General features: G+C 38.4%; 13 protein-coding genes and 1 tRNA gene. 9 read left to right on the top strand and 5 right to left on the bottom strand.

Annotation, left to right across the window (positions count from 1 at the left end):
- Window positions 1-147: 147 nt before the first annotated feature.
- Genes yidD through rpmH form a run of 3 tightly spaced genes read right to left on the bottom strand, consistent with a single transcriptional unit; the run spans window position 148 to window position 892 of the window.
- On the bottom strand, window positions 148-357 hold the full coding sequence (yidD, locus tag KQI22_RS03115; protein WP_216550627.1) for a membrane protein insertion efficiency factor YidD: 210 nt from the start codon (window positions 355-357) through the stop codon (window positions 148-150).
- Between the two features lies 1 nt (window position 358).
- Complete coding sequence (gene rnpA, locus KQI22_RS03110; RefSeq protein ID WP_216550606.1) at window positions 359-715, bottom strand: ribonuclease P protein component; 357 nt, start codon at window positions 713-715, stop codon at window positions 359-361.
- Window positions 716-757: 42 nt separating this feature from the next.
- Entirely contained in the window at window positions 758-892 is a 135-nt protein-coding gene (gene rpmH / locus KQI22_RS03105; RefSeq protein ID WP_022003951.1) for a 50S ribosomal protein L34, read from the bottom strand.
- Between the two features lie 434 nt (window positions 893-1,326).
- Between rpmH and dnaA the strand changes: the two genes are divergently transcribed.
- The 7 genes from dnaA (at window position 1,327) to KQI22_RS03070 (ending at window position 11,118) form a co-directional block, all read left to right on the top strand.
- On the top strand, window positions 1,327-2,679 hold the full coding sequence (gene dnaA / locus KQI22_RS03100) for a chromosomal replication initiator protein DnaA (protein WP_216550605.1): 1,353 nt from the start codon (window positions 1,327-1,329) through the stop codon (window positions 2,677-2,679).
- A 324-nt stretch (window positions 2,680-3,003) separates the two neighbouring features.
- Entirely contained in the window at window positions 3,004-4,113 is a 1,110-nt protein-coding gene (gene dnaN / locus KQI22_RS03095) for a DNA polymerase III subunit beta (protein WP_216550604.1), read from the top strand.
- Window positions 4,114-4,130: 17 nt separating this feature from the next.
- Window positions 4,131-4,340 carry an RNA-binding S4 domain-containing protein gene (locus KQI22_RS03090; RefSeq protein WP_216550603.1) on the top strand — a complete coding sequence of 70 codons (210 nt, stop codon included), beginning with the start codon at window positions 4,131-4,133 and terminating at the stop codon, window positions 4,338-4,340.
- A gap of 8 nt (window positions 4,341-4,348) precedes the next feature.
- On the top strand, window positions 4,349-5,434 hold the full coding sequence (gene recF / locus KQI22_RS03085) for a DNA replication/repair protein RecF (protein ID WP_216550602.1): 1,086 nt from the start codon (window positions 4,349-4,351) through the stop codon (window positions 5,432-5,434).
- 18 nt (window positions 5,435-5,452) lie between these two features.
- A complete protein-coding gene (gyrB, locus tag KQI22_RS03080; protein WP_216550601.1) occupies window positions 5,453-7,366 on the top strand; it encodes a DNA topoisomerase (ATP-hydrolyzing) subunit B in 1,914 nt (637 codons plus the stop codon).
- A 27-nt stretch (window positions 7,367-7,393) separates the two neighbouring features.
- Window positions 7,394-9,940, top strand: a complete 2,547-nt coding sequence (gene gyrA, locus KQI22_RS03075; protein ID WP_305854757.1) for a DNA gyrase subunit A — start codon at window positions 7,394-7,396, stop codon at window positions 9,938-9,940.
- Window positions 9,940-11,118, top strand: a complete 1,179-nt coding sequence (locus KQI22_RS03070; RefSeq protein WP_216550600.1) for a cation:proton antiporter — start codon at window positions 9,940-9,942, stop codon at window positions 11,116-11,118. Before gyrA ends, KQI22_RS03070 begins: the two co-directional genes overlap by 1 nt.
- A gap of 93 nt (window positions 11,119-11,211) precedes the next feature.
- Here the strand turns inward: KQI22_RS03070 and KQI22_RS03065 are convergent, their stop codons facing one another.
- Both KQI22_RS03065 and KQI22_RS03060 read right to left on the bottom strand, forming a co-directional pair.
- Window positions 11,212-12,471, bottom strand: a complete 1,260-nt coding sequence (locus KQI22_RS03065; protein WP_216550599.1) for a hypothetical protein — start codon at window positions 12,469-12,471, stop codon at window positions 11,212-11,214.
- 220 nt (window positions 12,472-12,691) lie between these two features.
- Window positions 12,692-12,764 (bottom strand) — tRNA-Lys (locus tag KQI22_RS03060).
- A gap of 135 nt (window positions 12,765-12,899) precedes the next feature.
- Here KQI22_RS03060 and KQI22_RS03055 point away from each other — a divergent pair.
- Both KQI22_RS03055 and rsmA read left to right on the top strand, forming a co-directional pair.
- Window positions 12,900-13,658: a TatD family hydrolase gene (locus KQI22_RS03055; protein ID WP_216550598.1), complete on the top strand. Its 759-nt coding sequence runs from the start codon at window positions 12,900-12,902 to the stop codon at window positions 13,656-13,658.
- 62 nt (window positions 13,659-13,720) lie between these two features.
- Complete coding sequence (gene rsmA / locus KQI22_RS03050; RefSeq protein ID WP_216550597.1) at window positions 13,721-14,590, top strand: 16S rRNA (adenine(1518)-N(6)/adenine(1519)-N(6))-dimethyltransferase RsmA; 870 nt, start codon at window positions 13,721-13,723, stop codon at window positions 14,588-14,590.
- Window positions 14,591-14,636 lie beyond the last annotated feature (46 nt).

The raw sequence follows: 14,636 nt of genomic DNA, 5'->3' as shown, positions 1-14,636 counted from the left end.
ATTCATGTTGAACCTCCGGTCTGATTGTTTTGTTTACATCCGCCAAGATGCAACTCAATCTTACCTTGAGGTTCTTTTTTATTCAATTGGCGCTTTTAATGAATTACAGGAATGCTCCTCCTGAATTACCTAATGGTAACGAAATGATCAGGGTACAGGATCATACCCGCCTTTTGAAAAAGGATTACATCTTATAATCCGCCATAAAGCAAGGGCTCCGCCCTTAAGTGCCCCATATTTTTCAATCGCTTCCATACCATATTCGGAACAGGAAGGAATATAAGGACATTTTGTACTTTTCATTGGCGAAATATATTTTCTATAGAATTTAATGATAAAAAGAAATAATTTTTTCATATCAATTTCTAACTTCTCCATCTGCATGTGAAATACCATGGAGTTTTACAAGATGTAAAAAAGCAGATTCCGCTTCCTTATAAGAAACGTCCTTTGCATTTGGTCGTGCAATGACTACTATGCTTAAACCACTATTAAGCATATCTTCATGTAGTCTGTAAATTTCGCGGACAATTCTGCACAGGTGATGTCTGACGACACTATTGCCCACTTTCTTACTTACAGATATTCCAATATAATTTCTATCCTGACTGTTTTCTAATACATACATAATAAAATACTTATTGGCAAAAGATCTGCCATTTCGATAGACATATTGAAAATCTCTGTTTTTTTTCAGCGATTCTGAAAATTTCATAAACTTTCCTCATGAGAGAAAAATAGGTCACATAAATGTGACCTAAGCTGATAATCTCTTTCTTCCTTTAGCTCTTCTTGCAGCTAAAACTTTTCTTCCACCTGCAGAACTCATTCTTGCTCTAAAACCATGAACCTTAGATCTCTGTCTCTTCTTTGGCTGAAATGTCATTTTCATCGATATACACCTCCTTTTTAACGATTAGAAAACATCATTAACGATTATATAAGAAAGAAGAAACCTCGTCAAGCCTTATAAATCATAAAAAATTTTTTTAATTTTTTTCACTCTATATCTTGTCTTCTGCCATTCTTTCCACATACTATATCTAGTTTTTCACAGAGTAAAAAATTTTGCACTTATTTACATAAATTTATACACAAAATGTGCATGGAATGTGGATAACTTTGTTTTTCCACACAATTATTTTTCAATTTTTCCCATTTTATAGGGTTTTGAATGTTGATAACTTCAAAAAAGTTTTCAACATTTTTACCCTGAATTTACATAATAAAATTTTTTTTATAAAAAATTATTGAAAGCCCCTCTGATTTGAATTTTTTTCAAGTTTAGTTTAATATAGTAATACATTTAGGTAAGGAGAATCAATCATGAATCAGATCGGTGAAAAATGGGAAGAAATCAAGCAGCATATCAAAACAGAATATGATCTTTCTCCCGTATCATTTAATACATGGATCCAGCCACTGAAATTTCACGACGTAGATCACGATACGGTACAGATCGTCATTCCTTCTGATCAGGCACATGCAGTCAGCTATATTTCTGCTAAATATAAAAACTACTTTCAGGTATCCATCTCTGAAATGTTCAATCATGAATATAACGTTTCCTTCTTATTAGAAAAGGACATTCATAATAAGAAAGAAAACGAAGAAGAAAATTATATTTATAATATCAACAGCGCGAAAGCTAACTTAAATCCAAAATATAATTTCGATACCTTCGTTGTAGGCAGCAACAACAAATTTGCACATTCCGCAGCACTTGCTGTTGCAGAATCTCCGGGTGAAGTTTACAATCCGCTTTTCCTTTACGGAGGAGCCGGTCTTGGAAAGACCCATCTGATGCATTCCATCGGACATTTTATTTTGGAACAGAATTCCGAGAAAAAAGTGCTTTACGTCAATTCCGAGCAGTTTACAAATGAAGTAATCGAATCAATTCGTTCCGGTAATGCAGCTTCCATGACAAACCTGCGTGAAAAATACAGAACGATCGATGTCCTGCTTCTGGATGATGTACAGTTTATTATAGGAAAGGAAAGTACACAGGAAGAATTTTTCCATACCTTCAATGCGCTGCATACAGCAGGCAAACAGATCATTCTTTCCTCCGATAAACCACCAAAAGAAATGGAAACTTTGGATGAAAGATTCCGTTCCCGTTTTGAATGGGGACTCATTGCTGATATCCAGCCGCCGGATTACGAGACCAGAATGGCGATTTTGAAAAAGAATATTGAAAATTACGACCAGGATATTGATGAAGAAATACTGAAATACATCGCTACCAACATCAAATCCAATATCCGTGAGCTGGAAGGTGCTCTCCGTAAGGTAATAGCTTCTTCCAGACTGAATAATACAGAATTATCTCTTTCCCTGGCAGAAGATGCCCTGAAGGATATTATTTATCCGGAAGCTCCAAAGGAAATTACGCCGGAGCTTATTATGAATATTGTAGCGGAACACTTTAATATTTCTGCTTCCGATATTGCTTCTTCCAAGAGAAATTCCGAAATTGTCATGCCAAGACAGATTTATATGTATCTTTGCAGAGAGCTTATCGATATTCCTTATAAATCCATCGGTAAAACGATCGGTAACAAAGACCATACTACCGTTATGCATGGTGTCGATAAGATCAAGAAAGAAATGGAAGGCAGTGAAGATCTTCGCAATAAAATAGAAATTATTAAAAAGAAGATCAATCCTGCTTAATACACATTTTTGTGTGGATAATGTGGGTAAATACAGTTGAAATGCAGTTGATAAACTTTTATAAATGTTTATTTCTGTTTTCCTTTACAGCTTAAACGATTTCTGTTTGAAAAAGGAATGTTGAAAAATACCCTTTTATCCCCCTAAAATTTAAAACAATATACGAAGTTATCCATTCCATTTTTTCCGATAAAATAGTATAATAGAAAGGGTTATCAACAAATCCACATCTATTACGAAGAATATTATGAAATAATCTTTTAATATGTATTATATGCAAATTTTTACTTTTTCCACTTTTTGTTTTGAAGGAGTTTTAAGGCTATGAAGATCATATGTAAAAAATCTAATTTATTAAACGGTGTACAGATTGTATCAAAAGCTGTATCCAGTAAAACAACAATGCCTATCCTGGAATGTATCTTAGTTGATGCATCACAGGGTATCATCAAGCTGACTGCCAATGATATGGATCTTGGTATTGAAACGATCATTGAAGGTGAGATTGCAGAAAGCGGTATCATTGCCATTGAAGCCAAATTTTTCTTAGAGATTGTACGTAAGCTTCCTGATAATGATGTAACAATAGAAACAGATCAGAATTTGAATACATTTATCTCCTGTGAAAAAGCACATTTTAACATTGTAGGTAAATCAGGAGAAGATTTTTCTTATCTGCCTGTCATTGAAAGAGAAAATCCTGTGATCATTTCACAGTTTACTTTAAAAGAAATCATCAGACAGACTATTTTCTCTATTGCAGACAACGATACAAATAAGCTGATGACAGGAGAACTCTTTGAAATTAAAGAGGATGTACTCAAAGTAGTATCTCTGGATGGACATCGTATTTCCATCCGCAATACATTCCTGAAAAATGCCTATGATTATAAAAAGGTGATCGTTCCGGGCAAGACTTTAAATGAGATCAGCAAGATCTTATCGGGAGATGCAGATAAAGACGTCAGCATTTATTTTACCGATAAGCATATTATTTTTGAATTTGATCAGACGGTCGTTGTTTCCAGACTGATCGAAGGAGAATACTTCAAGGTAGATCAGATGATCTCTTCTGATTATGAAACAAAAGTAAAGATCAATAAGAAAGAGCTTTTAAACTGTATCGACAGAGCAACACTTATGGTAAAAGAAGGCGATAAGAAGCCGATCATCATGGATATCAATGATGTCAGCATGGAGCTTCGTATCAATTCTACGATCGGTAGTATGAACGAACTGATCGATATCAGAAAAGAAGGAAAGGATCTGATGATAGGATTCAATCCGAAATTCATGATCGATGCATTAAAGGTAATTGATGATGAAGAAATTGAAATGTTTATGGTAAATCCAAAAGCACCATGTTTCATTAAGGACGAAAAGGGTACATATTTGTATCTGATCCTTCCTGTTAATTTTAATGTCATCAAATAAAAGAGAGAGAAGCATAAATGGAAGAATTAAAAATAAAAGATGAATTTATAAAGCTGGGACAGGCATTGAAGCTTTCAGGAATTGCCGCATCCGGTATTGATGCCAAGATCATGATACAGGATGGAGAAGTGAAATATAATGGACAGACAGAGCTGCAGAGAGGGAAGAAGGTATATCCCGGAGATACGTTTGAAGCAGCAGGAAAGCAATTTGTAGTCGTAAAGTAGGTTAAACTGTGATCATAAAATCTATTAAGCTTGAAAATTTCAGAAATTATGAAAATCTGGAGCTTTCTTTTGAGAAAGGCACCAATATTTTATATGGTGATAATGCGCAGGGAAAAACCAATGTATTAGAGGCTGTTTATCTGTCAGCCACTACAAAATCTCACAAAGGAAGTAAGGATAAAGAGATGATCAGATTTGGGCAGGAGGAAGCACATATCCGCACGAATCTGGATAAAGAGGGAATGGAATACAGAGTTGATATGCATCTGAAAAAAAGCAAGTCAAAAGGGATTGCGGTCAACGGACAGTATTTAAAGAAAGCAGCGCAGCTGCTTGGTCTTTTGAATGTGGTATTTTTCTCGCCGGAGGATCTTTCCATCATTAAAAACGGTCCTTCCGAGAGAAGAAGATTTGTTGACATGGAGCTCTGTCAGATTGATAAATATTATCTTTATAATCTCAACCAATATAATAAAATAGTGAATCAGAGAAATAAGCTGCTGAAGGACTTTTATCACAATACAGATATTTCCGAAACACTGCACGTGTGGGATATGCAGCTTGTTACATATGGCAAACAGATCATTGAAAGAAGAAAAGAATTTGTAGACCAGCTCAACGAGATCATTTATGGAATCCATAAAAATCTTTCCGGTGATAAGGAAGAGCTTGTGATCGTGTATGAGCCGGATACGGAAGCAGAAAACTTTGAAAATGCTCTGCGGATTTCCCGTGAGAAAGATATCAAGTATAAAATGACATCCGTTGGACCGCACAGAGATGATTTCAGTTTTGTGGCAAACGGTGTGGATATCAGAAAGTACGGCTCGCAGGGACAACAGAGAACAGCAGCTTTATCTTTGAAGCTTTCGGAAATAGAGCTGGTGAAAAAAGTAACGGGTGATAATCCGGTACTTCTGTTAGATGATGTTCTTTCAGAGCTTGACAGCAACAGACAGAACTATCTGTTAAATAATATTGGAAATATCCAGACGATCATTACCTGTACGGGTCTGGATGAGTTTATCAATAACAGATTTTCCATCGATAAGATATTTAAAGTAACAAATGGCAGGATAGAATCAGAGAATTAGCATTATAGGAGGCAGAGCATGAGTGAAAATTACGGAGCAGATAATATTCAGATATTAGAAGGACTTGAGGCTGTCCGTAAAAGACCGGGAATGTACATCGGAAGTACTTCTTCGAGAGGTTTACATCATCTTGTTTATGAGATCGTAGACAATTCTGTTGATGAAGCACTTGCCGGTTATTGTACGGAAATCCAGGTTTTTATCAATGAAGATAATTCTATTACCGTTATTGATAACGGTCGAGGTATTCCTGTCGGTATCAATCATAAAGCAGGGATTCCTGCTGTTGAGGTTGTATTTACGATCTTACATGCGGGCGGAAAGTTCGGCGGTGGCGGATACAAAGTATCCGGTGGTCTGCACGGCGTTGGTGCTTCTGTTGTCAATGCGCTTTCCAACTGGCTGGAAGTACAGATCTACAGCGAAGGCAAGATTTACCAGCAGCGGTATGAAAAGGGACATGTCTGCTATCCGCTGAAGGTAGTTGGAGAATGTGATAAAGAAAAGACCGGTACAAAGGTTACATTCTTACCGGATGATACGATTTTTGAAGATACAGTTTACGATCATGATATTTTAAAGCAGAGACTGCGTGAAATGGCATTCCTGACAAAGAATCTGAAGATCGTTCTGACTGATAAAAGAGAAGAAAATTATGAAAAGGTGTTCCACTATGAAGGTGGTATCAAGGAATTTGTCAAATACTTAAATTCCAGCAAAACACCGCTTTATGAGGATGTACTTTACTTTGAAGGAAAAAAAGACGGCGTTTATGTGGAAGTTGCGATGCAGCATAATGATTCCTACAATGAATCAGCCTTCAGCTTTGTAAATAATATCAATACACCGGAAGGTGGTACACATCTTGCCGGTTATCGAAATGCCCTGACAAAAACATTCAATGATTATGCCAGAAATAATAAGCTGTTAAAAGACAGCGAGGCAAATCTTTCCGGTGAAGATATCAGAGAAGGTCTGACAGCAATCGTTTCCATCAAGATCGAGGATCCGCAGTTCGAAGGTCAGACAAAGCAGAAACTGGGTAACTCCGAAGCAAGAGGAGCTGTTGATTCTGTAGTCAGCGAGCAGCTTACCTATTATCTGGAGCAGAATCCGCAGGTGGCAAAAATTATCTGTGAAAAATCTATTATGGCACAGCGTGCCAGAGATGCAGCCAGAAAGGCGAGAGATCTGACAAGAAGAAAAACAGCTTTGGGAGATACAGCACTTCCGGGTAAACTGGCAGACTGCTCCGATAAGGATCCGAAAAACTGTGAAATTTACATCGTAGAGGGAGATTCCGCCGGCGGATCCGCAAAAACAGCCAGAGACCGTGCAACACAGGCTATCCTTCCACTGCGTGGTAAGATCTTAAATGTAGAAAAAGCAAGACTTGACCGTATTTACGGAAATGCGGAGATCAAAGCAATGATCACTGCATTCGGTACAGGTATTCATGAAGATTTTGATATTTCAAAACTTCGTTATCATAAGATCATCATTATGACCGATGCCGATGTGGATGGTGCACATATTGCAACACTGATGCTTACATTTATTTATCGTTTTATGCCTGAGCTGATCAAACAGGGATATGTATATCTGGCGCAGCCACCACTTTACAAGCTGGAAAAGAATAAGAAGATCTGGTATGCCTACAGTGATGAAGAACTGGATAAGATCTTAAATGAAGTAGGCCGTGACCAGAATAACAGGATCCAGCGTTACAAAGGTCTGGGTGAAATGGATGCGGAGCAGCTTTGGGAAACAACCATGGATCCGGAAAGACGTGTTTTATTAAAAGTTGTGATTGACGATGAGGCAGAATCTGAGCTTGATCTTACTTTTACAACCTTAATGGGTGATAAGGTAGAGCCAAGACGTGAGTTTATTGAAGAAAACGCCAAATTTGTAAAGAATCTGGATATTTAGTTTAGGAGGAAAGTCATGGACGAAATGATGGATCAGAATATATTTGATAAGGTCAAGCATGTTGACTTGAAAAAGACAATGGAAACCTCCTATATCGATTATGCAATGAGTGTTATTGCATCGAGAGCGCTTCCGGATGTCAGAGATGGTTTAAAACCGGTACAGAGACGTGTTCTTTATTCTATGATCGAGCTGAATAACGGACCGGATAAGCCACATCGTAAGAGTGCGCGTATCGTCGGTGATACAATGGGTAAATATCATCCGCATGGAGACAGTTCTATTTACGGAGCACTTGTCAACATGGCACAGGAATGGTCAACACGTTATCCACTGGTAGACGGTCACGGTAACTTCGGTTCTGTGGATGGAGACGGCGCAGCAGCCATGCGTTATACAGAAGCAAGACTTTCCAAGATTTCCATGGAGCTTCTTGCGGATATCAACAAAGATACAGTTGATTTTGTTCCAAACTTTGATGAAACTGAAAAAGAACCTTCCGTACTGCCAAGCCGTTATCCGAATCTGCTGGTAAACGGTACAACAGGTATTGCAGTTGGTATGGCAACCAACATTCCGCCACACAATTTAAGAGAAGTGGTAGATGGTGTTGTAAAGATCATTGATAATAAGATCGATGAAGACAGAGATACCGATATTGAAGAAATCCTGCCTATCATCAAAGCACCGGATTTTCCGACCGGCGCAGTGATCCTTGGTACAAAGGGATGTGAGGAAGCATATCGGACAGGCCGCGGTAAGATCAGAGTCAGAGCTGTCAGCAATATTGAAACAATGCCAAACGGAAAGAACAGGATTGTAGTCACTGAGCTTCCGTATATGGTAAATAAAGCAAACCTGATCATAAAGATAGCAGAGCTTGTAAAACTGAAAAAGATAGACGGTATCACAGATCTTCGTGATGAATCAAGCCGGGAAGGTACAAGAGTTGTCATTGAGCTCAGAAAAGATGTCAATCCGAATATTATCCTGAACCAGCTTTACAAACATACACAGCTTCAGGATACATTTGGTGTCATTATGCTGGCTCTTGTGGATAATCAGCCAAAGGTACTGAATCTTCTGGATATGCTTAAGTATTACTTAAAGCATCAGGAAGAGGTTGTAACAAGAAGAACCAAATATGATTTGAATAAAGCAGAAGAAAGAGATCATATTTTACAGGGCTTACTGATCGCGCTGGATAATATCGATGAAGTGATCCAGATCATCAGAGGCAGTGCAAATACACAGGTTGCAAAAGAAAATTTAATAAACCGCTTCGGTCTTTCCGATGCACAGGCACAGGCGATCGTCGATATGAGACTTCGTGCTCTGACAGGTCTGGAAAGAGAGAAGTTAGAGGCAGAGCATGCAGAACTGGTAAAAAGAATTGCAGAACTCAAAGCAATTCTGGGTGATGAAAAACTTCTGTTGGGTGTTATCAAGACAGAAATCAAAGCAATCGCCGATAAATACGGTGATGACAGAAGATCCAAGATTGGATTTGATGAATTTGATATCAGCATGGAAGATATGATCCCAAGAGAAAATACAGTCATTGCCATGACATCACTTGGTTATATCAAACGTATGACAGTCGATAATTTCCGTGCACAGAACAGAGGCGGTAAGGGAATCAAAGGAATGCAGACGATTGAAGATGATTACATCGAAGATCTGCTGATGATGCATACGCATTACTATATCATGTTCTTTACAAACTTTGGCCGTGTTTACCGTATGAAGGGATACGAGATTCCGGAAGCAGGCAGAACGGCAAGAGGTACAGCAATCATCAATCTGCTGCAGCTTAATCCGGGAGAAAAGGTAAATGCAGTCATTCCGATTCCGGATGATCATGAGCTTACCGGAAAAAATCTCTTTATGGTAACGAAAAACGGTATCGTAAAGAAAACACCGATCGATGAATTCAACAATATCCGCAAAAACGGTCTTGCTGCCATCAATTTAAGAGATGATGACGAGCTGATAGAAGTAAAACTGACTGATAAAGACACAGAGATCTTCCTGGTAACAAAGAATGGTATGTGTATCCGCTTTAAGGAAACAGATGTCAGAGCAACGGGAAGAACTTCCATGGGTGTTATCGGTATGAATCTGACAGATCAGGATGAGATCATTGGTATGCAGCTTGATCATCAGGGAGACAGTCTTCTGATCGTATCCGAAAAGGGTATGGGAAAGAGAACCTATCTGGATGAATTTACCGTACAGAAACGTGGCGGTAAGGGTGTAAAATGCTATAAGATCACAGATAAGACAGGATATGTAGTCGGTGTAAAGGCGGTCAATGATGATCATGAGATCATGATGATCACAACGGAAGGCATTATCATCCAGCTTCGTATGGAAGATGTATCAACGCTTGGCCGTATCACATCCGGTGTTAAAATGATCAATCTGGATGAAAATGTAAAGGTTGCTAAAATCGCGAAAGTTCGTGAAAAGGTTTCCGATGGAGATCATGAGATAGAAAATATCGAAGATGTGGAAGAGCCTGAAGAAATTGTTGAGGAAAAGACAGAAAGCTTTCCGGAGGATGAAGAATAATGGAAGCATATGATGTATTTCGTGATCTTGCGATCATAATTATATTTGCAAAATTTTTTGGTATTGTAGCAAGAAAATGTAAAGCGCCACAGGTTGTAGGTGAAATTGTGGCAGGTCTGTTGATCGGACCGAGCGTGCTCGGTCTGGTAGATCAGACAGATTTTATTGTACAGATGGCGGAGATCGGTGTTGTACTTCTGATGTTCAGTGCCGGACTTGGTACAGATCTGAAGGAACTTTTAAAAACAGGACCGATCGCATTTCTGATTGCCTGCTGTGGTGTATTTGTTCCACTTGTACTTGGAGCAGTCTTTTATATCTGTTATTATGGCGCGCAGCCATGGGGCAGCGAAGGTTTTTACAAGGCAGTTTTTATCGGTACGATCATGACTGCAACGAGTGTCAGTATTACCGTTTCTTCCCTGAAGGAAATGGGCAAACTGAAAACAAAGGTTGGTACAACCATTTTAAGTGCAGCTATTATTGATGATGTCATTGGTATTATGGTTCTGACATTTGTTATCGGATTTAAAGATCCTGAAACAGAACCTTCCAAGGTTGTGATCAGCACATTATTATTCTTTGTATTTGCGATCGTTGTCGGATTTATCAGCTATAAAGTGTTTAAGATCGTGGATAAAAGATATCCGCATACGAGAAGAATTCCAATTGCCGGACTTGCTTACTGTTTTGCATTTGCCTATATTGCAGAGCATTTCTTTGGCATTGCGGATATTACAGGTGCTTATTTTGCCGGTATTATCCTTTGCAGTATCAATGATTCCGATTATATAGCAGAAAAGATGGATATTAACTCTTATATGTTATTTGGTCCTGTTTTCTTTGCTTCCATCGGATTGAAAACGGATATTGATGATATGAATATTCCAATCCTGCTGTTTTCTATTGGATTTGTCATTGTAGCACTGCTTTCCAAGATCATTGGTTGTGGTCTGATGGCAAAGATCTGCAGATTCAGCTTTGCAGATTCTATTAAGATTGGTGTTGGTATGATGACAAGAGGTGAAGTAGCACTGATCGTAGCGCAGAAGGGACTTTCTGTCGGATTGGTAGAGCCGGTTTATTTTACATCGGTTATTCTGCTGATCATTGTTTCTTCGATCGCAACGCCTATTTTGCTGAAAGTGTTGTTCTCAAAAACGCCGGAAGCGGCTTAATATGTTTAAGATGAAAAAATTCCTGCAATCATTTCATGAAAAACGATTGCAGGAATTTTTATTTTAACTTATTTTAAACTCATCAGCTCTATATTAATATCTTGGTATTACACCGTAAACATCTAAGTTCTTGCTGTCTGAAGAACTGTTATATTTCTTCTTACCAAATTTTACTTTATTTGCTTTGATATAGTAGAAGTTGTTCTTAGACTTTGGATTGTACTTCACGTTGGCGCTTGTGCCTTTTACATTCTTTGCAACAGCTTTCCATTTGCCCTTTAAAGATGTTTTCCAGTAAACTGTGTAAGATGTTGCACCTGTAACTTTAGTCCAGGTTAATTTACCGGATGTTGCATATCTGCTTGCTCTGACGATCTTTTTCGGAACTGCGCCCGGAATGTATTTCTTCATGGATGACCATACACTGTACTTTTTCTGACCGTTGATTTCAACATAAGCTCTCATTCTGTACTGGAATGGCTGTGTAAAGAGTTTCTTGTTATAGATAGCTTTGTAGGATGAATAAATGCTTACATTTTCTTTTGCAATTTTTTTGTTCTTTGCATTTTTAATTTCCAGTTCGTAACCATCTGTATTGTCTGTCGTAGAAGTAGCATTCCATGTGAAATATGTTGAATTGTTGCTACGCTGTTTGATAGATACATTGTTTGGAGCAGTCGGGACTGTTTTGCATTTTCTGGAACTGTAATTGTATGAAGTAGTTACAAATTTTTCCGCTCCCGCAGATTTACGGACCGGATACACAAATACATAAAATGAAACATTTGGCTGTGTCTGTAAAGTAACAGAGCAGTTTGTTGTTGTACCATAAGCCTGTGCAGTTTCTTCATTGGAAGTACTGCCAATACCAATCAGATAATGTGTAGCACCTGTAACCGGAGCCCAGGAAACTGTAACCGAATTATTTGTTGCATTTGTCTGTGTAACCGTAGAAATCGTATCAGGTGCTGTATTAAATTCAATAACCTTTGACCATGCAGCAGGTGTATAGGTTTTATAGTTGGAATACTGCTGATAATTATCTACAGAACAGATCTGTGCATAATAAGTTGTACCAAGTGTAAGGCTGTAAATATAAATTTCGTTTTTGGTTGTTCTTTCGTAATTAAATGTTGTTGCATTTGGTGTAGCAGCATATCGGATAATATATCCGTATGCACCGCTCTGGGCAGTCCATCCCAGTTCTACTGATCTGGTAGATGCACCTGTTTGCTGCAGATCAGTTGGTGGCTGGGCTGCTTTTACATTTGCAGGCTCTAAGAAAACCGTAATTAGAAGAACCATTGCAGCAATAAACCACAATTTGCGTAATTTTTTACTTGTTTTTTTCATGAAATCCTCCCTTTTAGATAATGGTTCAAAAATAAGAAATAGCTCTTATTTCTGAAAATAATAGTGGTACTTTAAATGTACCTAAAGTAGCGCATAACGTCAATATAGGACATGATAAAATATAAAAGGGGGTATTGTACAGAATATACAAATTGTACAAAGAAGTATAAAAAATAAGCACCGTCCCCATGGCTCAAGTCCACAAAAACAGTGCTTCTCATGCGCGATCAGGGGCTCGAACCCTGGACACCCTGATTAAGAGTCAGGTGCTCTACCAACTGAGCTAATCGCGCTTATTGCAAATGCCTTATTTACAACGCAAGTATGATTATAGTATAATAAACCTTAGTTTGCAAGTCTTTTTTTGAAAAAAATTTAAAAAAATTAAAAATAAGTGAAAAAGAAAGAAAAACAAGAGGAAATTTGAAATGATTATTGATTCACATGCACATTATGATGATGAAGCGTTTGAAGAAGACAGAGACAGTTTGTTACAATTCATGCAGGATAATGGGATTGAAAAGATTATCAACGTCGGTGCCAATATAAAAGGAAGCAGGGCTTCTATAGCATTATCTGAGCAGTATTCTTTTATTTATGCTGCAGTCGGTGTTCATCCGAGTGATACGGAAGAACTGGATGAAGAAAAGATGGCATGGCTGAAGGAAGTATCTGCAAAGAAGAAGGTTGTAGCGATCGGAGAGATCGGACTGGACTATTACTGGCCGGAGCCGGATCGGGAAATACAGAAAAAATGGTTTATCAAACAGATGGAACTGGCACAGGAGGTTAATCTGCCTGTCATTATCCATTCCAGAGATGCAGCACAGGATACGATCGAAATTTTGAGGCAGTTTCCGGCAAATGGTGTGATTCATTGTTACTCTTATACGAAGGAATCCGCAAAAGAATTTTTGAAAATGGGATATTATTTTGGTATCGGAGGTGTTCTTACCTTCAAAAATGCCAAAAAGCTGAAAGAAGCGGTAATGGAAATTCCGATGGAACGGATCTTACTGGAAACAGACAGTCCGTATCTTGCACCGGAACCAAATCGCGGAAAAAGAAATTCTTCCCTGAATATTCCTTATGTGGTAAAGGAGCTGGCACAGCTGAAAGGTATATCCGAAGAAGAAGTGGTAAATATTGCGACAGAAAATACAAAGAAATTATTTCATCTGATATAATAAAACATGAAACGAAATTTTTCATGTAGCATTCATTCATAAAACGAAAAAGGAAAAATAATATGGCTAACTTAGGAAATCCATCGGGAACGATAGAAATATTACAGAAATACAATTTTAATTTTCAAAAAAAATTCGGGCAGAATTTTCTGATTGATCCGAGAGTGCTCGATAAGATCATAGATGCAGCGGAGATCACAGGGGAAGATATGGTGCTGGAAATCGGACCGGGCATCGGTACGATGACGCAGTATCTGGCAGAGCATGCAAGAGAAGTGGTTGCTGTGGAGATTGATAAAAATCTGATCCCGATTCTGGAAGATACCTTGTCTGCTTATGAAAATGTCACTGTGATCAATGAGGATATCTTAAAAGTGGATATCAGAAAGCTGGCAGATGAAAAGAACAATGGAAATCCGATCAAGGTGGTGGCAAATCTGCCTTATTATATTACAACACCGATTATTATGGGGCTGTTTGAAAATCATGTACCGCTGAAAAGCATTACGATCATGGTACAGAAGGAAGTGGCTGACAGAATGCAGACAGGACCGGGTTCAAAAGACTATGGCGCATTATCCCTTGCTGTGCAGTATTATGCAAAGCCGGAAATCGTTGCGAATGTTCCGCCAAACTGCTTTATTCCAAGACCGAATGTGGGAAGCGCGGTTATCAGACTGACGAGATATGAAGAAGCACCTGTTTTTGCAGAAGATGAACATCATATGTTTTCTCTGATCCGGGCAAGTTTTAACCAGAGAAGGAAAACGCTGGTAAACGGTCTGACAAACGGTGGTGTGGCGCAAAAAGAACAGGTTCTTTCGGCACTTTCCGAGATGGATCTGCCTGCTACGATTCGGGGAGAAGCACTGACACTTTCCCAGTTTGCGACACTTTCCAATTTGCTGCTTTCCATGGTAAAAGAACAATAAAAATTCACAGTTAAAACACGGTTATTATTTTGACACAGGTATATGA

The sequence above is a fragment of the Kineothrix sp. MSJ-39 genome (genome assembly GCF_018917935.1).
Classification (GTDB): domain Bacteria; phylum Bacillota; class Clostridia; order Lachnospirales; family Lachnospiraceae; genus CAG-194.
The sequence above is the reverse complement of the archived record's forward strand: the minus strand, read 5'-3'. Positions and strand labels throughout refer to the sequence as shown.